The following is a 17,819-nucleotide window of genomic DNA, read 5'->3' as shown; positions in this document are numbered from 1 at the left end:
TAGGAGGGGCGATGCCCACCGCGAACGGCGGACGGACCAACCCGCTGCGCGACCCCCGTGACAAGCGGCTCCCCCGGATCGCCGGCCCCTGCGGACTGGTGATCTTCGGAGTGACCGGGGACCTGTCCCGCAAGAAGCTCATGCCCGCGATCTACGACCTCGCCAACCGGGGGCTGCTGCCGCCGGGCTTCGCCCTCACCGGGTTCGCCCGCCGCGACTGGGACAGCGAGGACTTCGGCCAGGTCGTCTACGAGGCCGTGCGCGAGCACGCCCGGACCCCGTTCCGGCAGGAGGTGTGGGACCGCCTCGCCGAGGGGCTGCGGTTCGTCCAGGGCTCCTTCGACGACGACGCCGCCTTCGACGAGCTGGAGCGCACCGTCCGCGAGCTGGACGAGAAGCGCGGGACCGGCGGCAACCACGCGTTCTACCTGTCGATCCCGCCCGGCGCGTTCCCGGTGGTCTGCAAGCAGCTCGCCCGCTCGGGGCTGTCCGCGCAGGAGGACCCGGACGTGTGGCGCCGGGTCGTCATCGAGAAGCCGTTCGGCCACGACCTCGCCTCGGCCGTCGAGCTGAACGCGATCGTCAACGACGTCTTCCCCGAGGACTCGGTGTTCCGCATCGACCACTACCTCGGCAAGGAGACCGTCCAGAACGTGCTCGCGCTGCGGTTCGCCAACCAGCTGTTCGAGCCGATCTGGAACGCCAACTACGTCGACCACGTCCAGATCACCATGGCCGAGGACATCGGTCTGGGCGGTCGTGCCGGCTACTACGACGGCATCGGCGCCGCCCGCGACGTCATCCAGAACCACCTGCTGCAGCTGCTGGCGTTCACCGCGATGGAGGAGCCCACGTCGTTCTCCTCCGACGAGCTGCGCGCCGAGAAGATCAAGGTCCTCAAGGCGGTCAGGCTCGCGCACCCGCTCGACGCCACCACCGCCCGCGGCCAGTACGAGGGCGGCTGGCAGGGCGGGGAGGAGGTGCCCGGCCTGGCCCAGGAGGAGGGCTTCGACCCGGACTCGACCACCGAGACCTTCGCCGCGATCACCTGCGAGGTCGAGAACCGCCGCTGGGCCGGGGTGCCGTTCTACCTGCGCACCGGCAAGCGCCTGGGCCGCCGCGTCACCGAGATCGCCGTGGTGTTCAAGCGGGCCCCGCACCTGCCCTTCGACGCGACCATGACCGAGGAGCTGGGCCAGAACGCCCTGGTCATCCGGGTGCAGCCGGACGAGGGCGTCACCATGCGCTTCGGGTCCAAGGTGCCGGGCAGCCAGATGGAGGTCCGCGACGTCACGATGGACTTCGGCTACGGCAACGCCTTCACCGAGGCCTCCCCCGAGGCCTACGAGCGGCTCATCCTCGACGTGCTGCTCGGCGAGCCGTCGTTGTTCCCGGTGAACGAGGAGGTCGAGCGGTCCTGGGAGATCCTCGACCCGGTCCTGGAGCACTGGGCCGGCGCCGCGCGCGGCCCGGACTCCTACCCCGCCGGGTCCTGGGGCCCGGTGTCGGCCGAGGAGATGCTGGCCCGCACCGGGCGCCACTGGAGGCGGCCGTGAGCGCACGGACGGCAGTCGCGGAGAAGACGGAGACCCCATCGTGATCATCGATCTCCCGTCGAGCACCACCTCGGCGGTCAACCGCAAGCTCGTCGAGCTCCGCGAGTCCGGCGGGGTGTTCGCGCTGGGCCGGGTGCTGACCCTGGTCGTCGTCACCGACGACGGGCCCGAGCTGGAGCGCGCCGTCGACGCCGCCAACGCGGCCAGCCGCGAGCACCCGTGCCGGGTGATCGTCCTGGCCCGCGGGCAGCGGCGGGCCTCGCCGCGGCTCGACGCCCAGATCCGGGTGGGCGGCGACGCCGGCGCCAGCGAGGTCATCGTGCTGCGCGGCTACGGCCCGCTGGCGGCCGAGGAGGCGGGCGCGGGCATGGTCATGCCGCTGCTGCTGCCGGACGCCCCGGTCGTCGCGTGGTGGCCGAACGAGGCGCCCGCCTCGCCGTCGGAGGACGCGGTGGGCCGCCTCGCGCAGCGCCGCATCACCGACGCGCTGTCGTCGAAGAACCCGGTGAAGGCGTTCGAGGCGCGCCGCAAGGACTACGCGCCCGGCGACACCGACCTGACCTGGACCCGGCTCACGCAGTGGCGGGCCCAGCTGGCGGCCGCGCTGGACGTGCCGCCGTACGAGAACATCAGCGCCGCGGTCGTCGCCGGGGAGGCGGTGTCGCCGTCCACCGAGCTGATCGCGGGCTGGCTCGCCGCGAGCCTGGGGGTGAAGGTGAAGCGCTCTCCGTCGGAGAGGGACAACGGGCTCTCGCTGGTCCGGCTGACGCGCCCGTCCGGTGACGTCGAGCTGGCCCGCCCGGACGGCAAGACCGCCCGGCTGACCCAGCCCGGCCAGCCGGAACGGCTGATCGCGCTGGCCCGTCGGCACGTGTCGGACTGTCTCGCCGAGGAGCTGCGCAGGCTCGACCCGGACGAGGTCTACGCCGAGGCCCTCGCCGGGGTGGCGAAGGTGACCCGCGGCCGTACCCCGGTGAAGGTGCGCGCGTGAGCGCCGCGACGCAGGTGCAGGTCGCGGTGCACCCGGACAAGGATGCACTCGCCGCGGCGACCGCGGCCCGGCTGGTCACCGCGCTGGTGGACCTGCAGGCCGCGGGCACCGTCCCGCGGCTGGTGCTCACCGGCGGCGGGGTCGGGATCCAGCTGCTGCGCGACGTCGCCGCCTCCCCGGCGCGCGACGCCGTCGACTGGGCCCGGGTGGACCTGTTCTGGGGCGACGAGCGCTTCGTCCCCGCCGACGACGACGAGCGCAACGACCGGCAGGCCCGCGAGGCCCTGCTCGACGCGGTGGCGCTGGACCCGGCGCGGGTGCACCCGATGCCCGCGGCCCCGGCGGGCGGCGGCACCCGTGACGACGCCCTCGCCGCGGCCGCCGACTACTCCCGGCTGCTCGACGACCTGGCCGGTCCCGACGACGACGGCGTCCCCGCGTTCGACGTCACCCTGGTCGGGATGGGCGAGGAGGGCCACACCCTGTCGGTGTTCCCCGACTCCCCCGCCGTGCACGAGCAGGCGGCGACGGTCGTCGCGGTGTTCGACTGCCCGAAGCCGCCGCCGACCCGGATCTCGCTGACCCTGGCCGCGGCGCGCCGCTCCCGGGAGGTCTGGGTGGTGGCCGCGGGCGCGGGCAAGGCCCCGGCCGTCGCGGGCGCGCTGACCGGCACGCCGGAGACCGAGCTGCCGGTCGGTGGGGCCCGCGGCACCGTCACGACCCGCTGGCTGCTCGACACCGAGGCCGCCGCGGACCTGCCCGACGGGTTCGTCGCCCGGGTCTCCTGACGGGTGGCCCCGCGGATGTGAGATGCCGCGCCCGGGCGGGGTGTCGCGCGTGGACCTGCGGTTAGGGTCCCCGTCATGCGTATCGGCACCCCGCTCGGCCCGGACCCCACCCGCGTGCTGCTGCTCGGCTCGGGTGAGCTGGGCAAGGAGGTCGCGATCGCGTTCCAACGCCTGGGCGTGGAGGTCGTCGCCGTCGACCGCTACCCGCACGCCCCCGCCCACCAGGTGGCGCACCGCTGGCACGCGATCGACATGACCGACCCGGTGACGCTGGCGACGCTCATCGAGCAGGAGGCGCCCGACCTCGTCATCCCCGAGATCGAGGCCATCGCCACCGGCGCCCTGCTGCAGATCGAGGCGGCCGGGACGACCGTGGTGCCCACCGCGCGGGCCGCGAAGCTGACCATGGACCGTGAGGGCATCCGGCGCCTCGCCGCCGAGGAGCTGGGCCTGCCCACCTCCCCGTACGTCTTCGCCGACACCCTCGACGAGGTCCGCGAGGCCGTCGCGACGGTCGGGCTGCCGTGCGTGCTCAAGCCGGTGATGTCGTCGTCGGGCAAGGGGCAGTCGGTGCTCACGAGCGCCGACGACGCCGAGGCGGCCTGGGAGTACGCCCGCACCGGAGCCCGGGTGTCGAACCCGCGGGTGATCGTCGAGGGCTTCGTCGAGTTCGACTACGAGATCACCCAGCTCACCGTCCGGCACGCCGGCGGCACCGCGTTCTGCGAGCCGATCGGGCACCGCCAGGAGAACGGCGACTACGTCGAGTCCTGGCAGCCCCAGCCCATGTCCGACGCCGCGCTGGCCGCCGCCCGGGACGTCTCCGCCCGGATCACCGAGGCGCTCGGCGGGTGGGGGCTGTTCGGGGTGGAGCTGTTCGTCCGCGGCGACGAGGTGCTGTTCTCCGAGGTCAGCCCGCGCCCGCACGACACCGGCCTGGTCACCCTGGCGACCCAGCGGCTCTCGGAGTTCGAGCTGCACGCCCGTGCGGTGCTGGGTCTGCCGGTGGACACCACGCTGCGCACCTCCGGTGCGTCGGCGGTGGTCTACGGCGGCAAGGAGCTGGACGCCCCGGCCTACGAAGGCGTGGCCGAGGCGCTCGCGGTCGAGGGCGCGGACCTGCGGCTGTTCGGCAAGCCGACCGCGACCGAGCGGCGCCGGATGGGCGTCGCGGTCGCCTACGCCGACGACGTCGACACGGCCCGGGAGCGCGCGACCCGCGCCGCCGGTCACGTCCGGCCGGTGCCGCGGTCCTGACGGCGCAGGTCCCGACGGTGCCGGCCCCGACGGTGCGATGAGAACGGCGCGCCCGGCCGGTCTTCTCTGACACGCCGCCTCCGCCCGGGGTGGCACGGAGAGGAGACCCCCATGAAGCCGATCACGCCGTGCCTGTGGTTCGACGGCGTCGCCGAGGAGGCGGCACGGTTCTACACCGGCATCTTCCCGGACTCGGGCATCGACACCGTCGTGCACTACGGCCCGGAGGTCCCCGACCAGGAGGGCCGGGTCCTGACCGTGGGGTTCCGGATCAACGGCCAGCCCTACACCGCGCTGAACGGCGGTCCGGTGTTCACCCTGTCGGAGGCGATCTCGATGGAGGTGCACTGCGAGTCCGTCGAGGAGGTCGACCGCTACTGGGACGCCCTCGTCGACGGCGGTGTCGAGCAGCCGTGCGGGTGGCTCAAGGACCGCTTCGGGGTGTCCTGGCAGGTGATCCCGCCCGGCGTGCGGGAGTGGCTGACCTCGCCGGACACCGACGCCCGGTCCCGGGTCGCACGGGCCGTGTACGCCACCCACGGCAAGCTCGACGCCGTCGTCCTGGAGAAGGCCTACCGCGGGTAGCCTGGCCGCGTGGCTCGGACCGGACTCGTCGTGGCCGGCGCCGGGGCGCGCGGGGCCTACGAGGCGGGCACGCTGACCGAGCTCCTGCCGCGGATGGCGCGGCGGTGGTCGGCGCCGTCGGTGCTGGTCGGTACGAGTGCGGGGGCGCTGAACGTGGCCGCGCTGGCCGGGCTGTCCGACGTCGCCCCGGACGCCGCGGCCGCCGAGCTCGTCGCCCGCTGGTCCTCGGTGCGCACCGACGAGGTCGTGGCGCTGCCGTCGTCGGCGGTGGAGGTGACGGCGGCCTACCTGGGGGACCTCGCCGGGGTCCCGTCGTGGCTGCGCAGGCTGCTGCTGGTGCCGGACCGGGTGACCCGCCTCCTCGACGCCGACCGGCTGCGACCGGTGGTGGACCGGGTCGTCGACTGGGACCGGCTGCACGACGCCGTCGCCCGCGGCCGGGTCGACGCCGTCGGGGTGGCGTGCACCGCGGCCGGGACCGGCGGGACCACCGTGTTCGTCGAGCGCGGGCCGGACGTGGCGCTGCCGCCGTACGACCCGGGGCGCGACATCCGCTACGTCGACGCCCGGCTGGGCCCGGACCACCTGCTGGCCTCGGCCTCGGTGCCGGTGCTGTTCGCGCCGCGCCGGATCGAGGGCGAGGCGCCCGGCTGGTACCTCGACGGCGGTGTCCGGCTCAACACCCCGCTCAAGCCCGCGCTGCGCCTGGGCGCGGACCGGGTCGGTGTCGTCGCGACGACTCCGGACGTCCCGTTCGGCGAGTCGGCCGCGGCGCTGTCCCCGGCCGACCGGGTCCCCGACGTGTACGCGGTCGCCGCGCTGGCGCTGCGCATCGTGCTGGGCGCCGGGGTGACCGAGGACCTGCGGACCCTGCGTGCGGTCAACGTGTTGGTCGACCGCGGCGAGGACCGGCGGCACCGCCGGATCGACACCTGGTTCGCCGGACCGCCCGGCGACCGGGCCACCGAGCTGGCGGAGCTGGCCGACGCGGTGCGCCGCCGCGAGTACGGCGGGCTGCGCGCGCTGCGGAACCCGTCGCTGGCGGTGCTGGAACGGCTGGTGGGCGGCGCGGTGCCGGATGCCGACACCACCCACGGCGCGGAGCTGCTCAGCTTCCTGTTCTTCGACCCGGTGTTCGCCGCCGCGGCGGCGGAGCTGGGTGCGGCGCACGCCGCGGGTGCCGTCGCCCCCGAGGGCGGGGCGGCGCGCCGCCGGACGGCCCGTCCGGCGACGCGCTGACGGCTCAGACGGCGTCGGTTCCGCGTTCGCCCGTGCGGACCCGCACGATGGTCTCGACCGGCTGCACCCAGATCTTCCCGTCGCCGATCTTGCCGGTGCGGGACGCCTCGACGATGGCGTCGACGACCTTGTCGGCGATCTCGTCGTCGACGACGGTCTCGATGCGCACCTTCGGCACGTAGTCCACCGAGTACTCCGCGCCGCGGTAGATCTCGGTGTGCCCCTTCTGCCTGCCGTGCCCGCGGACCTCCCCGACGGTCAGCCCGAGCACGGCGAGGTGTTCGAGCGCACCGCGGACGTCCTCCAGCGCGAACGGCTTGACGACGGCGGTGACGAGCTTCATCGGGTCTCCCCCACGGACTCGCGGGTGGCCGGCGTCGCGGGACGGGAGGCCCCGGCGAGCGCGCGGGTGCCCAGCGACGAGAAGTCGTAGGCGGTCTCGGCGTGCTCGGTCTCGTCGACGCCGGTCGCCTCGTTCTCCTCGTCGACGCGGAACCCGATGGTCACCTTGATCAGGTAGCCGAGGACCAGTGCGACGACGAAGGAGTACAGCAGCACCGCGCCCGCGGCGAGGGCCTGGCGACCCAGCTGGACCAGACCGCCGCCGTAGAACAGTCCGTTGTCGCCGACGGCGGCGGAGTTGACGCTGTTGTCGCCGAAGAAGCCGATGAGCAGGGTGCCCACGATGCCGCCGACGAGGTGGACGCCGACGACGTCGAGGGAGTCGTCGAGGCCGAAGCGGAACTTCAGCCCGACGGCCAGCGCGCACACCACGCCGACGATGAGCCCGACGGCCAGCGCCCCGACCGGCTGCACGAACCCGCAGGCCGGGGTGATCGCGACCAGCCCGGCGACGGCACCGGAGGCCGCGCCGAGGGTGGTGGGGTGGCCGTCGCGGAACTGCTCCACGAGCAGCCACCCGATCAGCGCGGTGGCGGTGGCGAGCATGGTGTTGGTGAACGCCGTCGCGGCGAGGTCACCGGCGGCGAGCGCGGAACCGGCGTTGAAGCCGAACCAGCCGAACCACAGCAGCGCCATGCCCAGCAGCACGAAGGGCAGGTTGTGCGGGCGCATCGGTTCGCGCGGCCAGCCGCGCCGCTTGCCGAGCACGATCGCCAGCGCGAGCGCCGCGGCACCGGCGTTGATGTGCACCGCGGTGCCGCCGGCGAAGTCCTCGGCCTTGAGGGTGTTGGCGATCCAGCCGCCGACGTTGTCCGGGCCGGTGAAGCCGTCGAAGGCGAACACCCAGTGCGCGACCGGGAAGTACACGATGCTCACCCACAGCACGACGAACGCGGTCCAGCCCCAGAACTTCGTGCGGTCCGCGACGGCGCCGGAGATCAGCGCCGGGGTGATGACCGCGAACATGAGCTGGAACATCACGAACGCCGGCGCGGGCAGGGCGTCGGTGCCCGGCCACGGGGCCGCGTCGCTGCCGACACCGACCATCGCGCCGACGGTGTTCGCCAGCCCGGCGAACTCCCCGCCGCCGAGCAGGCCACCGCCCACGTCGTCGCCGAAGGCCCAGCTGTAGCCGTACAGCGCCCACAGGACGCTGACCACGGCCAGGCAGATGGTGCTCATCATCAGCATGTTGAGCACGGACTTGCTGCGGGTCATCCCGCCGTAGAAGAACGCCAGTCCCGGCGTCATCAACATCACCAGCGCGGCGCTGACCAGCACCCACGCGGTGTCTCCCGCATTCACGCCCACGCGTCCTCCGTCGTCGCAGTTCCCCGACCCCGGCAGGGATGGTTCGCCCGCGGTGTTTCGTGGAGCAACCGGGTGTGGTTTCCGGTGGGTGTCGGGTCCGGGCATCCGGCACGGCCCCGCGCAGACGCCCCCGACGCGACAAACGACGCAGCCGGGACCGACGGTCCGAACCCGGACCGGGGCGCACCGATGAGTTCCGGCGACGGCCCGGGTCTCCCCTGCAACGGCGGCCCCGACCCGGGACCGCGAGCACCGAGGGAGCCCGCCATGACCAGCACCACCCGTACCGGGACCGCGTCCGCCACCTCCGCCACCCGTCGCCCGCGTGCCGCCACCGTCGGCCTGTGGGTGCTGCAGGTGCTGCTGGCGGGGGTCTTCGTGATGGCGGCGGTGCCGAAGGTGACCGCCGACCCGGTCGCGGTCGCCGGGTTCGACCTGCTGGGCCTGGGGACCGTCGGCATGGTCGTGGTCGGCTGGCTGGAGCTGGCCGGCGCGGTCGCCCTGCTGGTCCCGCGGCTGTGCGGGCTCGCCGCCGTCTGCCAGGTCGCGCTGATGGTCGGGGCCACCGCGGTCACCGTGGTGCTGATGCCCGCGATGGTCGCCTTCCCGGCGCTGACCCTGGTGGCGGTCTGTGTGGTCGCGTGGGCCCGCCGCCGCGACACCGCGGCCCTGCTGCGCGGCCTGCGCCGCTGACCGCCCGCACGACGACGGCCCGTCCACATGGTCCGGGGGACGGGCCGTCGTGGTGCGGGCGGGGCTCAGCCGATCTCGTCGAGCCGGCCGTTCGTGTAGTCGTCGTAGGCGGCGAGGTCGAGGAAGCCGTGACCGCAGTAGTTGAACAGGATCACCTTCTCCTCCCCCGTCTCCTTCGCGGCGAGCGCCTCGTCGATGGTGGCCGCGATGGCGTGCCCGCACTCCGGCGCCGGGATCTTGCCCTCGGTCCGCGCGAACTGGATGGCGGCCTCGAACACCTTCCCCTGCGGGTAGGCGACGGCCTCCATCCGCTCGTCCTTGACCAGTGAGGACACCAGCGGCGAGTCACCGTGGTAGCGCAGCCCGCCGGCGTGGATCGACGGCGGCACGAAGTCGTGGCCCAGGGTGTACATCGGCATCAGCGGGGTGAGACCCGCCGTGTCGCCGAAGTCGTAGTCGTAGCGGCCCTGGGTCAGCGTCGGGCACGACAGCGGCTCGACGGCGAGCAGCCGCACGCCGGAGTCCGGCACGAACGGGAAGGCGATCCCGCCCAGGTTCGAGCCGCCCCCGCACGGCGCGATGACGACGTCGGGCAGCCGCTCCCCCGCCAGCGCCAGCTGCTCCTTGGCTTCCAGGCCGATCATGGTCTGGTGCAGCAGCACGTGGTTGAGCACCGAGCCGAGCGCGTAGTGGGTGTCGGAGCGGCCGACGCAGTCGCGCACCGCGTCGGAGATGGCCGAGCCCAGTGAGCCGGGGTGGTCGGGCTCGTCGACCGGGGACGGCACGACCTCGCCGCCCCAGGTCTCGATCGCGATCCGCCGGTAGGGCTTCTGCCCGTAGGACGCCCGCACCATGTAGACCTTCAGGTCCAGGTCGAACTGGGCCGCGGCGAACGACAACGCGGTCCCCCACTGGCCGGCGCCGGTCTCGGTGGTGAGCCGGGTGGTGCCCTCCCGGGCGTTGTAGAACGCCTGGGCCACGGCCGTGTTGGTCTTGTGGCTGCCCGAGGGCGAGATCGACTCGTCCTTGAAGTAGATCCGCGCCGGGGTGCCGAGCGCCTTCTCCAGCCGGGTCGCGCGGACCAGCGGCGTGGGCCGCCACAGCCTCAGGATGTCGAGGACCTCGCCGGGGACGTCGACCCACGGCTCGGCGCTGACCTCCTGCTCGATCAGGGCGGTCGGGAACAGCGGCGCCAGGTCCTCGGGGACGACCGGCTCGCGGGTCCCGGGGTGCAGGGGCGGCTGCGGCGGCGTCGGCAGGTGCGGCACGACGTTGAACCATGCCGAGGGGATCCGGTCCGGGGGCAGCGTCCAGCGGCTCATGACCACCGAATCTAACCCGCACGTGCGCCCGGTCACGACCCGGGCGCGCCGTGGGACCGGGTCAGAGCTCCCGGGAGGCCCGCAGCCGACCCAGGGCCTCCTCGAGGATGGCCTCGCCGTCGGCGTCGCTGCGCCGCTCCTTCACGTACGCCAGATGCGTCTTGTACGGCTCGGTGCGGGGCGCGGCGGGCGGGTTCTCCGCGTCGCGTCCGCCCGGCAGCCCGCAGCGCGGGCAGTCCCAGGTCTCGGGGACCTCGGCCTCCGCGGCGAACCAGGTGTTGTTGACGTGCCCGTTCGCGCAGTAGAACGGGATGCGCTCGCGCGGGGCGGTCTCGCCCCGCTCGTTCTCGCCCATCGGTCCCGCACCGACCCGAGTACCGCGGATCGCGTTGCCGCCTGCCATGTCCCGCTCCCTCTCGTCCGTCCGACCGTCAGCCGGTGGCCAGCAGCAGGCCGTTGCCGACCACCGCGATGAGCCAGATGAGGCCGACGAAGACCGTGTAGCGAGCGATGTTGCGGTCCGCCGCCGCCGAGCCCGAGAGGCTCGACTGCACGCCGCCACCGAAGAGACTGGTCAGACCACCACCCTTGCTGCGCTGCAGCAGGACCATCGCGATCAGCAGGAGGCTGGTCACGATCAGGATGATCTGGAGGGTCAGGATCACGTGCGCTTCCCCATCAGTGGTCGCTCGCCGGAAGCGCCGACGATACCCCCGTCTCGCCCGATGTCCCGGAGCGGGGCATCCGCGCTACGACGCCGTTCGGTAACGCGGAGGTGCGACGGGGCGAGTCGGACCGGAATCCGTCGGACTGCTTCGGGGAGGTCGCAATGGTGCGCGTGATCATCGAGAACGCCGAGGCGTTTGCCGGATGGGGGATTCTCGGGCTCATCGTGATGGCGGTAGGAGTGGTCATTGGATTCATCATCCGGAGCAACTAGACCGGAACCGCCTCCACGACGGCCGGGGCGGCTGATCGTACGACACACACCGCAGATCACCGTGGTTCTCCTGTTGTCGATCCCCCTGCTGATCGGGGTGTCGGCCGGACAGCGTTGGCCGCGTCCCGAGTCGGACTTCTACGCGACCACATCGCAGATCATCGCCACACTGATCATCGCCGTGGTTCTGGAGGCGTTTCTCCCCCATCGTCCGATGTGGCAGGACGGACTCGACCAGGTGCTGATCCTGCCCCTTCTCGGCTTCAGCCTGCTCGGCTTGTTCGCATCGGTTCGCGGGCTGATCGGGGGACCAGGTGGTCCGGTGACCGGGGCGTCGGCAGCGGGGATCTCCGCGGCGGCGCTGCTCGTTGCTCTCGCTCTCGCGGCTCGGCTCACCTCGTCCACGGTCGCACCCACCGGGGTGGTCCTCGTCTTCGTGTTCCCTGCGGTGCTGATGCTGGGCTGGTTCTGAGCGCTCGGGCTCGGGACGACGTCGGGCCCGGTCCGAGTCGACTCGGACCGGGCCCGATGCGAGGGCTCGTCGCACTACCTCACGGCAACGGACCACCCGCGGCGACCGCCGACAGCTTCGCGAACTCCTCGGCGTCCAGGCTGGCGCCGCCGACGAGCGCGCCGTCGACGTCGGTCCCGGCCACGATCTCGCCCACGTTCGACGACTTCACCGAGCCGCCGTAGAGGACGCGGACCGTCCCTGCGACGTCGTCGGAGTACAGCTCGGCCAGCGTCGCACGCAGCGCGGCGCAGACCTCCTGCGCGTCGGCCGGGCCCGCCACCTTGCCGGTGCCGATGGCCCAGACCGGCTCGTAGGCGAGCACGAGACCGGCCGCCTGCTCGGCGGTGACACCCTTCAGGGCCGCGCGCAGCTGGTCGGTGCAGTGCTGCACGTGGGTGCCCGCCTCGCGGACGTCCAGGCCCTCGCCGACGCACAGGATCGGGGTGATCCCGTGCCTGAGCGCCGCGAGCACCTTGGCGTTGACGACCGCGTCGTCCTCGCCGTGGATCTCGCGGCGCTCGGAGTGCCCGACGGCGACGTAGGTGCAGCCCAGCTTGGCCAGCATGCCGCCCGACACGTCCCCGGTGTAGGCACCGGAGTCGTGCGGGGACAGGTCCTGGGCGCCGTGCACGAGGCGCAGCTTGTCGCCGTCGATCAGCGTCTGCACGCTGCGGATGTCGGTGAACGGCGGCAGGACGGCCACCTCGACCTTGTCGAGGTACCGGTCGGGCAGGGCGAAGGCGAGCTTCTGCACCACCGCGATGGCCTCGAGGTGGTGGAGGTTCATCTTCCAGTTGCCCGCGATGAGGGGCTTGCGGGTGGCCATCAGGCGTCCTCCTCCAGCACGGCGACGCCCGGCAGGGTCGCGCCCTCCAGGAACTCCAGGGACGCGCCGCCCCCGGTGGAGATGTGGGAGAACGCGTCCTCGGCGATGCCGAGCGCCCGGACCGCGGCGGCGGAGTCCCCGCCACCGACGACCGAGAAGGCGTCACCGTCGGCGATCGCCTGCGCGACACCGCGGGTGCCCTCGGCGAACGGCGCCAGCTCGAACACGCCCATCGGGCCGTTCCAGAAGATCGTCTTCGCGTCCTCGATGCGGGCGGCGAACTCGCGGACCGACTCGGGCCCGATGTCGAGGCCCAGCCAGCCGTCGTCGATGCCGTCGACGGCGACGGTCCGGGTGGTCGCGTCCGCGGAGAACGCGTCGGCGACGACGACGTCGGTCGGCAGGACGATCTTGCCGGACTCCAGGAGCTTCCGGCAGGTCTCGACCTGGTCGGACTCCAGCAGCGAGGAGCCGACGCCGTGGCCCTGGGCGGCCAGGAACGTGAAGCACATCCCGCCGCCGACGAGCAGCGTGTCGACCTTGGGCAGCAGCGCCTCGATCACGGCCAGCTTGTCCGAGACCTTGGACCCGCCGAGCACGACCGCGTAGGGCCGCTCCGGGTTCCCGGTGAGTGTGCGCAGCACCTCGACCTCGGACAGGACGAGCCCGCCGGCGTAGGCGTCGAGCCGCTGCGCGACGTCGTAGACCGACGCCTGCTCGCGGTGCACCACGCCGAACCCGTCGGAGACGAACGCCGCGTCGTCGCCGACCAGGGCGACGAGCTCGTCGGCGAACGCGCCGCGCTCGGCGTCGTCGGAGCTGGTCTCGCGGGCGTCGAACCGGATGTTCTCCAGCATCACGACGTCACCGGCGGCCATCGACGGCAGCGGCGTGCCGAGCTCGACCAGGCGCACCGGGGCGCCGAGCAGCTCGCCGAGCCGCTGGGCCGCCGGGGCCAGGGAGAACCTCTCCTCCGGCCCGTTCTTCGGACGACCGAGGTGCGCGGTGACGACGACCTGCGCGCCCGCACCGGACAGCGCCCGGATCGTCGGCACCGAGGCGCGGATGCGGCCGTCGTCGGTGATGTTCCGGTCGTCGTCGAGGGGAACGTTCAGATCGGAGCGGACCAGCACGGTCCGGCCCTGCACGCCCTCGGCCCCCTCGTTCAGGAGGTCGTCGAGGGTCCTCACAGCGTCGACGCCACCAGACCGGTGATGTCGACCAGGCGGTTGGAGTAGCCCCACTCGTTGTCGTACCAGCCGACGACCTTGACCTGGTTGCCGATGACCTTCGTCAGACCCGAGTCGAAGATCGTCGAGTGCGGGTCGGTCACGATGTCGGAGGAGACGATCGGGTCCTCGGTGTAGGACAGGATCCCCTTGAGCGGGCCCTCGGCGGCCGCCCTGAACGCGGCGTTGATCTCCTCGACCGTCGCCTCCTTGCGGACCTCGACGGTGAGGTCGGTGGCCGAGCCGGTGGGGATCGGCACCCGCAGCGCGTAGCCGTCGAGCTTGCCCTTGAGGTGCGGCATGACCAGCGAGATCGCCTTGGCGGCGCCGGTCGAGGTGGGGACGACGTTCAGCGCGGCCGCGCGGGCCCGGCGCAGGTCCTTGTGCGGACCGTCCTGCAGGTTCTGGTCCTGGGTGTAGGCGTGGATCGTGGTCATCAGACCCTTCTCGATCCCCAGCAGGTCGTCGAGGACCTTGGCCAGCGGCGCGAGGCAGTTCGTCGTGCAGGACGCGTTCGAGATCACGTTCTGCGAGCCGTCGTAGTCGCCGTCGTTGACGCCCTTGACGATGGTGATGTCCTCGTCGGTCGCCGGGGCGGAGATGACGACCTTCTTGGCGCCGGCGTCGAGGTGCTTGGCCGCGGCGTCGCGCTTGGTGAAGATGCCGGTCGACTCGACGACGACGTCGACGCCCAGGTCCTTCCAGGGCAGCTCGGCGGGGTCGCGGACGGCGAGGCCCTTGAAGCCCTTGCCGTCGACGACGATCTCGTCGCCGGAGGTGGAGACCTCGTAGGGCAGACGCCCGAGGATCGAGTCGTACTTCAGCAGGTGCGCGAGCGTCGCGTTGTCGGTGATGTCGTTCACCGCGACGATCTCGATGTCCGTGGTGCCGGCGGCGCGCTGGGCGTCCACCGCCCGCCAGAAGTTCCGGCCGATGCGGCCGAAGCCGTTGACTCCTACGCGGACCGTCACAGATGCCTCCAGGGCTCGTCGTGCCTGTCGTCTTCTCCCCCGGCCCGCCGGGTCCCGGCGGTGGGGTGTGGCAGGTCGATCGCGGGTCGGCACCCGGGTGGGCGCCGGCGCGTGCCGTGCTCGGCCGCCACCCTATCGGCGCATCGGCCGTCGCGACCCCCGTAGTGCCCGTGACCTGCGCCGCGCTCGCAGGATCGGGCGCGGTCGGGCCGCTCCGGACGGTCCGCGGTGTGGGGACGGACCGGTACCGGCCGGTATCCGGACCCGTGACGGCCCCGTGCCCGGGCGGGCCACGGGGCCGTCGCGGGCGTGCTCAGGCCAGGCGGAGCAGGCGGCGCCAGCCCGGACGGGTGTCGGGGGCGTCGGCGGCGGCGCGCTCGTCGTCGGAGAAGCCCTCGACCGGCTCGTGCGGACGCCCGTCGCGGGCCCGGGTCACGAACGCCGAGGCCGCCGACAGCGCGGCGGTCACACCGGTCGCGCCCGGGCCCGCGGTGAGGGTGGCGGTGACCGGCACGCCGAAGCGCTCGGCCCCGTCGCCCGCGGGCCGCTCGGCGACGGCGACGGCGGCGTCCCCACCCTCGCCCCGGTTCTCCCCGGACGCGGCCGCCCGGGCACCCGCGGCGGCCGGGATCGTGCCGGTGGTCACGTCGACCAGCACGAACTCCCAGGCGTAGGTGGTCTGCTGGTGGACGATGCGCTCGCGGACCGCGGAGGTGTCGCCGACGGCGCCCTCCCCGACGAGCAGGACGACGACCCGCTCGGGGCGGTCGGCCTCGTCGCGGGCGGCGAGCTCGTCGCCGACGGCGCCGAGCAGCCGGGCCGCGCCGCCGCGCAGGTCCGGGCCGCCCAGCGGGCGGAGCTTCGCGGGGAGCGCGGTGCGGGCCTCGGCGGCGCCGACCGGGACGGCGGGCGGGTGCGTGCCGTCGGGCAGCGAGCGGGTGAGGTCGCCCCCGGTGGCGACGACGACCTGCAGGTGACCGTCGTGGGCGTCCTGCTCGGCGAGCAGGTCCGCGAGACCGGAACGTAGTGCGGGCAGGAGCGGCCGCAGCATGCTGGATCGATCGAGATGAACGGCGAGGAGGGTGGAGCCCGGGATCGTCACGGCGGCATCATGCCCGACGCCCCGCACACCCCTCGTGACGGGGTGTGACCGCGGTCAGCGGCCGCCGCCGTCCTCCTCCAGCATCTCGGCGGTGACGGCGGACTCGGTGTCGGGGATGCCGAGCTCGGCGGCCTTCTTGTCCGCGGTCTGCAGCAGCCGCCGGATGCGGCCGGCCACCGCGTCCTTGGTCATCGGCGGGTCGGCCAGCTGGCCCAGCTCCTCCAGCGACGCCTGGGTGTGCTCGGCCCGCAGCCGCCCGGCGGCCTGCAGGTGCTCGGGCACCTCGTCGCCGAGGATCTCCAGGGCGCGGCTGACCCGGGCCGCCGCGGCGACCGCGGCCCGCGCCGAGCGGCGCAGGTTGGCGTCGTCGAAGTTCGCGAGCCGGTTCGCCGTCGCCCGGACCTCGCGGCGCATCCGGCGCTCCTCCCAGGACAGGACGCTCTGGTGGGCGCCCATCCGGGTCAGCAGCGCGCCGATCGCGTCGCCGTCGCGGACGACGACCCGGTCGGCGCCGCGGACCTCGCGGGCCTTCGCCGCGACGCCCAGCCGGCGTGCCGCGCCGACCAGTGCCAGCGCGGCCTCGGGGCCGGGACAGGTGACCTCCAGGGCGGAGCTGCGGCCCGGCTCGGTCAGCGACCCGTGCGCGAGGAACGCGCCGCGCCAGGCGGCCTCGGCGTCGGACAGGTCACCGGAGACCACGGGCGGGGGCAGCCCGCGCACCGGGCGGCCGCGGTTGTCGAGCAGCCCGGTCTGGCGGGCGAGTCCCTCGCCGTCACGGATCACCCGGATCACGTAGCGGGCGCTGCGGCGCAGACCGCCCGCGGTGATCACGTGCGCGTCGGCGGTGTGGCCGTAGAGCTCGTGGATCTCGCGGCGCAGTCTGCGGGCGACCGAGCCGGTGTCGACCTCGGCCTCGATCACCACCCGGCCGCCCACGATGTGCAGGCCGCCTGCGAAGCGGAGCAACGAGGCGACCTCCGCGCGCCGTGACGACTGCTTGGTGACGGTGAGCCGGCTCAGCTCGTCCTTCACCGTGGCGGTCATGGCCATCGGGAGCTCCTTCCGCGCTGCGGGCTGTCGTGCTGCGGGCTGTCGTGCGTGCCGTTCTCCGTCGGGAGCCGGCGCGGGGTCAGAGCGCCGAACACGTCGGCGAGTGCCCCGGCCAGTGCGTCCGGGTCGTGCCGCGGGGTCGCCGCCCGGGCGTCGGCGACGGCGGCCGGCCACACCCGTCCGCCGGGGACCAGCAGGTCGGCGGCGGCCGCGTCCAGCCGGTCCGGCAGGCTCACCGACCCGGCGTCGGCCAGGACGGCGTGCACCCGCAGACCGGGAGCGTGCCCGGACAGTACTTCAAGGTGCTGCTCGGGGGAGAAACCGGCGGTCTCCCCCGGCTCGGGCGCCAGGTTGAGCAGCACGACCCGGGCCGCCGGGGTCTCCAGCAGCGCGTCGCGCAGCCCGGGCACGAGCAGGTGCGGGAGCACGCTGGTGAACCACGAGCCGGGTCCGAGCAGCACGACGTCGGCGTCGCGCACCGCGCGGACGGCCTCGTCGCAGGCGGGCGGGTCGGCGGGCCGCAGCCAGACCCGGCGCACCCGGCCCGGGGTGGAGGCGACGGCGACCTGGCCGCGGATCAGGTGGGCGCCGTCGACGCCGTCCAGCGCGACCTCCGCCTCGATGTCCAGCGGCACCCGGGCCATCGGCAGGACCCGGCCGGCGCAGCCCATCAGCTCGCCGACGGTCGCCAGTGCGCGCACCGGGTCGCCGTCGCGCTCCAGCAGCCCGGCGAGCAGCAGGTTGCCCACCGCGTGCCCGGCCAGCGCGCCGGTCCCGCCGAAGCGGTGCTGGACCAGCCCGGACCAGAACCGGCCCCGCTCGTCGTCGCCGGCCAGCGCCGCGAGGGCCATCCGCAGGTCGCCGGGCGGGAGCAGGCCGAGCTCGCGGCGCAACCGCCCCGAGGAGCCGCCGTCGTCGGCGACGGTGACCACGGCGGTGATGTCGGTGACCGGCGGACAGCGGCGCAGCGCGGTCAGCGTGGCGTGCAGGCCGTGCCCACCGCCGAGCGCGACCACCCGCAGGCCCCCGGTGCGCTCGGGTGG

General features: G+C 73.8%; 19 protein-coding genes. 8 read left to right on the top strand and 11 right to left on the bottom strand.

The window, feature by feature from the left end:
- The first annotated feature begins 11 nt into the window (after positions 1 to 11).
- The 6 genes from zwf (at position 12) to WHI96_RS03575 (ending at position 6,416) form a co-directional block, all read left to right on the top strand.
- On the top strand, positions 12 to 1,556 hold the full coding sequence (gene zwf / locus WHI96_RS03600) for a glucose-6-phosphate dehydrogenase (RefSeq protein WP_345647024.1): 1,545 nt from the start codon (positions 12 to 14) through the stop codon (positions 1,554 to 1,556).
- A 40-nt stretch (positions 1,557 to 1,596) separates the two neighbouring features.
- The gene (opcA, locus tag WHI96_RS03595; RefSeq protein ID WP_345647021.1) at positions 1,597 to 2,547 is read left to right on the top strand and encodes a glucose-6-phosphate dehydrogenase assembly protein OpcA; all 951 of its coding nucleotides are present in this window, start codon (positions 1,597 to 1,599) and stop codon (positions 2,545 to 2,547) included.
- Positions 2,544 to 3,335, top strand: a complete 792-nt coding sequence (gene pgl, locus WHI96_RS03590; protein WP_345647019.1) for a 6-phosphogluconolactonase — start codon at positions 2,544 to 2,546, stop codon at positions 3,333 to 3,335. Before opcA ends, pgl begins: the two co-directional genes overlap by 4 nt.
- A gap of 75 nt (positions 3,336 to 3,410) precedes the next feature.
- Positions 3,411 to 4,592: a formate-dependent phosphoribosylglycinamide formyltransferase gene (gene purT / locus WHI96_RS03585; RefSeq protein WP_345647016.1), complete on the top strand. Its 1,182-nt coding sequence runs from the start codon at positions 3,411 to 3,413 to the stop codon at positions 4,590 to 4,592.
- Positions 4,593 to 4,703: 111 nt separating this feature from the next.
- On the top strand, positions 4,704 to 5,177 hold the full coding sequence (locus WHI96_RS03580) for a VOC family protein (protein ID WP_345647013.1): 474 nt from the start codon (positions 4,704 to 4,706) through the stop codon (positions 5,175 to 5,177).
- Between the two features lie 9 nt (positions 5,178 to 5,186).
- Positions 5,187 to 6,416 carry a patatin-like phospholipase family protein gene (locus WHI96_RS03575; RefSeq protein WP_345647010.1) on the top strand — a complete coding sequence of 410 codons (1,230 nt, stop codon included), beginning with the start codon at positions 5,187 to 5,189 and terminating at the stop codon, positions 6,414 to 6,416.
- A gap of 4 nt (positions 6,417 to 6,420) precedes the next feature.
- Here WHI96_RS03575 and WHI96_RS03570 read toward each other — a convergent pair whose 3' ends face one another.
- Together WHI96_RS03570 and WHI96_RS03565 are read right to left on the bottom strand one after the other, a co-directional pair.
- A complete protein-coding gene (locus tag WHI96_RS03570; RefSeq protein WP_345647007.1) occupies positions 6,421 to 6,759 on the bottom strand; it encodes a P-II family nitrogen regulator in 339 nt (112 codons plus the stop codon).
- The gene (locus WHI96_RS03565; RefSeq protein WP_425571629.1) at positions 6,756 to 8,075 is read right to left on the bottom strand and encodes an ammonium transporter; all 1,320 of its coding nucleotides are present in this window, start codon (positions 8,073 to 8,075) and stop codon (positions 6,756 to 6,758) included. Before WHI96_RS03565 ends, WHI96_RS03570 begins: the two co-directional genes overlap by 4 nt.
- A gap of 321 nt (positions 8,076 to 8,396) precedes the next feature.
- Here WHI96_RS03565 and WHI96_RS03560 point away from each other — a divergent pair, with 321 nt between their 5' ends.
- Positions 8,397 to 8,822: a DoxX family protein gene (locus WHI96_RS03560; RefSeq protein WP_345647002.1), complete on the top strand. Its 426-nt coding sequence runs from the start codon at positions 8,397 to 8,399 to the stop codon at positions 8,820 to 8,822.
- 65 nt (positions 8,823 to 8,887) lie between these two features.
- Here WHI96_RS03560 and WHI96_RS03555 read toward each other — a convergent pair whose 3' ends face one another.
- The 3 genes from WHI96_RS03555 to secG all read right to left on the bottom strand — a co-directional run bounded on the left by WHI96_RS03555 (position 8,888) and on the right by secG (position 10,809).
- Positions 8,888 to 10,144 carry a TrpB-like pyridoxal phosphate-dependent enzyme gene (locus WHI96_RS03555; RefSeq protein WP_345646999.1) on the bottom strand — a complete coding sequence of 419 codons (1,257 nt, stop codon included), beginning with the start codon at positions 10,142 to 10,144 and terminating at the stop codon, positions 8,888 to 8,890.
- Positions 10,145 to 10,205: 61 nt separating this feature from the next.
- A complete protein-coding gene (locus WHI96_RS03550) occupies positions 10,206 to 10,547 on the bottom strand; it encodes an RNA polymerase-binding protein RbpA (protein ID WP_020627702.1) in 342 nt (113 codons plus the stop codon).
- 28 nt (positions 10,548 to 10,575) lie between these two features.
- Positions 10,576 to 10,809 carry a preprotein translocase subunit SecG gene (gene secG / locus WHI96_RS03545; protein ID WP_020627703.1) on the bottom strand — a complete coding sequence of 78 codons (234 nt, stop codon included), beginning with the start codon at positions 10,807 to 10,809 and terminating at the stop codon, positions 10,576 to 10,578.
- Between the two features lie 336 nt (positions 10,810 to 11,145).
- Between secG and WHI96_RS03540 the strand changes: the two genes are divergently transcribed.
- Positions 11,146 to 11,556 (top strand): hypothetical protein, encoded by a 411-nt coding sequence (locus WHI96_RS03540; RefSeq protein WP_345646994.1) that lies wholly within the window; start codon positions 11,146 to 11,148, stop codon positions 11,554 to 11,556.
- Positions 11,557 to 11,635: 79 nt separating this feature from the next.
- Here the strand turns inward: WHI96_RS03540 and tpiA are convergent, their stop codons facing one another.
- The 6 genes from tpiA to WHI96_RS03510 form a co-directional block, all read right to left on the bottom strand.
- On the bottom strand, positions 11,636 to 12,424 hold the full coding sequence (gene tpiA / locus WHI96_RS03535; RefSeq protein WP_345646991.1) for a triose-phosphate isomerase: 789 nt from the start codon (positions 12,422 to 12,424) through the stop codon (positions 11,636 to 11,638).
- Positions 12,424 to 13,614, bottom strand: coding sequence for a phosphoglycerate kinase (locus WHI96_RS03530; RefSeq protein WP_345646988.1), 1,191 nt, complete (start codon positions 13,612 to 13,614; stop codon positions 12,424 to 12,426). The genes tpiA and WHI96_RS03530 overlap by 1 nt, the downstream gene beginning before the upstream one ends.
- Positions 13,611 to 14,624, bottom strand: coding sequence for a type I glyceraldehyde-3-phosphate dehydrogenase (gene gap, locus WHI96_RS03525; RefSeq protein WP_345646985.1), 1,014 nt, complete (start codon positions 14,622 to 14,624; stop codon positions 13,611 to 13,613). The genes WHI96_RS03530 and gap overlap by 4 nt, the downstream gene beginning before the upstream one ends.
- 313 nt (positions 14,625 to 14,937) lie before the next feature.
- Entirely contained in the window at positions 14,938 to 15,675 is a 738-nt protein-coding gene (locus WHI96_RS03520; RefSeq protein ID WP_349302341.1) for a hypothetical protein, read from the bottom strand.
- A 105-nt stretch (positions 15,676 to 15,780) separates the two neighbouring features.
- Positions 15,781 to 16,776: a DNA-binding protein WhiA gene (gene whiA / locus WHI96_RS03515; RefSeq protein WP_345646979.1), complete on the bottom strand. Its 996-nt coding sequence runs from the start codon at positions 16,774 to 16,776 to the stop codon at positions 15,781 to 15,783.
- Positions 16,767 to 17,798 carry a gluconeogenesis factor YvcK family protein gene (locus tag WHI96_RS03510; RefSeq protein WP_345647286.1) on the bottom strand — a complete coding sequence of 344 codons (1,032 nt, stop codon included), beginning with the start codon at positions 17,796 to 17,798 and terminating at the stop codon, positions 16,767 to 16,769. Before WHI96_RS03510 ends, whiA begins: the two co-directional genes overlap by 10 nt.
- Between the last annotated feature and the right edge of the window lie 21 nt (positions 17,799 to 17,819).

It is taken from the genome of Pseudonocardia tropica (genome assembly GCF_040105315.1).
Classification (GTDB): domain Bacteria; phylum Actinomycetota; class Actinomycetes; order Mycobacteriales; family Pseudonocardiaceae; genus Pseudonocardia; species Pseudonocardia alni.
This window is presented reverse-complemented; position numbering and strand designations above follow the sequence as displayed.

Coding starts and splice junctions, on each gene's coding strand:
- WHI96_RS03565 (WP_425571629.1), bottom strand. CDS start 8,075: ATGTTGATGACGCCGGGACTGGCGTTCTTCTACGGCGGGATGACCCGC.
- zwf (WP_345647024.1), top strand. CDS start 12: ATGCCCACCGCGAACGGCGGACGGACCAACCCGCTGCGCGACCCCCGT.
- WHI96_RS03520 (WP_349302341.1), bottom strand. CDS start 15,675: ATGCTGCGGCCGCTCCTGCCCGCACTACGTTCCGGTCTCGCGGACCTG.
- WHI96_RS03550 (WP_020627702.1), bottom strand. CDS start 10,547: ATGGCAGGCGGCAACGCGATCCGCGGTACTCGGGTCGGTGCGGGACCG.
- WHI96_RS03570 (WP_345647007.1), bottom strand. CDS start 6,759: ATGAAGCTCGTCACCGCCGTCGTCAAGCCGTTCGCGCTGGAGGACGTC.
- WHI96_RS03580 (WP_345647013.1), top strand. CDS start 4,704: ATGAAGCCGATCACGCCGTGCCTGTGGTTCGACGGCGTCGCCGAGGAG.
- purT (WP_345647016.1), top strand. CDS start 3,411: ATGCGTATCGGCACCCCGCTCGGCCCGGACCCCACCCGCGTGCTGCTG.
- WHI96_RS03560 (WP_345647002.1), top strand. CDS start 8,397: ATGACCAGCACCACCCGTACCGGGACCGCGTCCGCCACCTCCGCCACC.
- WHI96_RS03555 (WP_345646999.1), bottom strand. CDS start 10,144: ATGAGCCGCTGGACGCTGCCCCCGGACCGGATCCCCTCGGCATGGTTC.
- whiA (WP_345646979.1), bottom strand. CDS start 16,776: ATGGCCATGACCGCCACGGTGAAGGACGAGCTGAGCCGGCTCACCGTC.
- tpiA (WP_345646991.1), bottom strand. CDS start 12,424: ATGGCCACCCGCAAGCCCCTCATCGCGGGCAACTGGAAGATGAACCTC.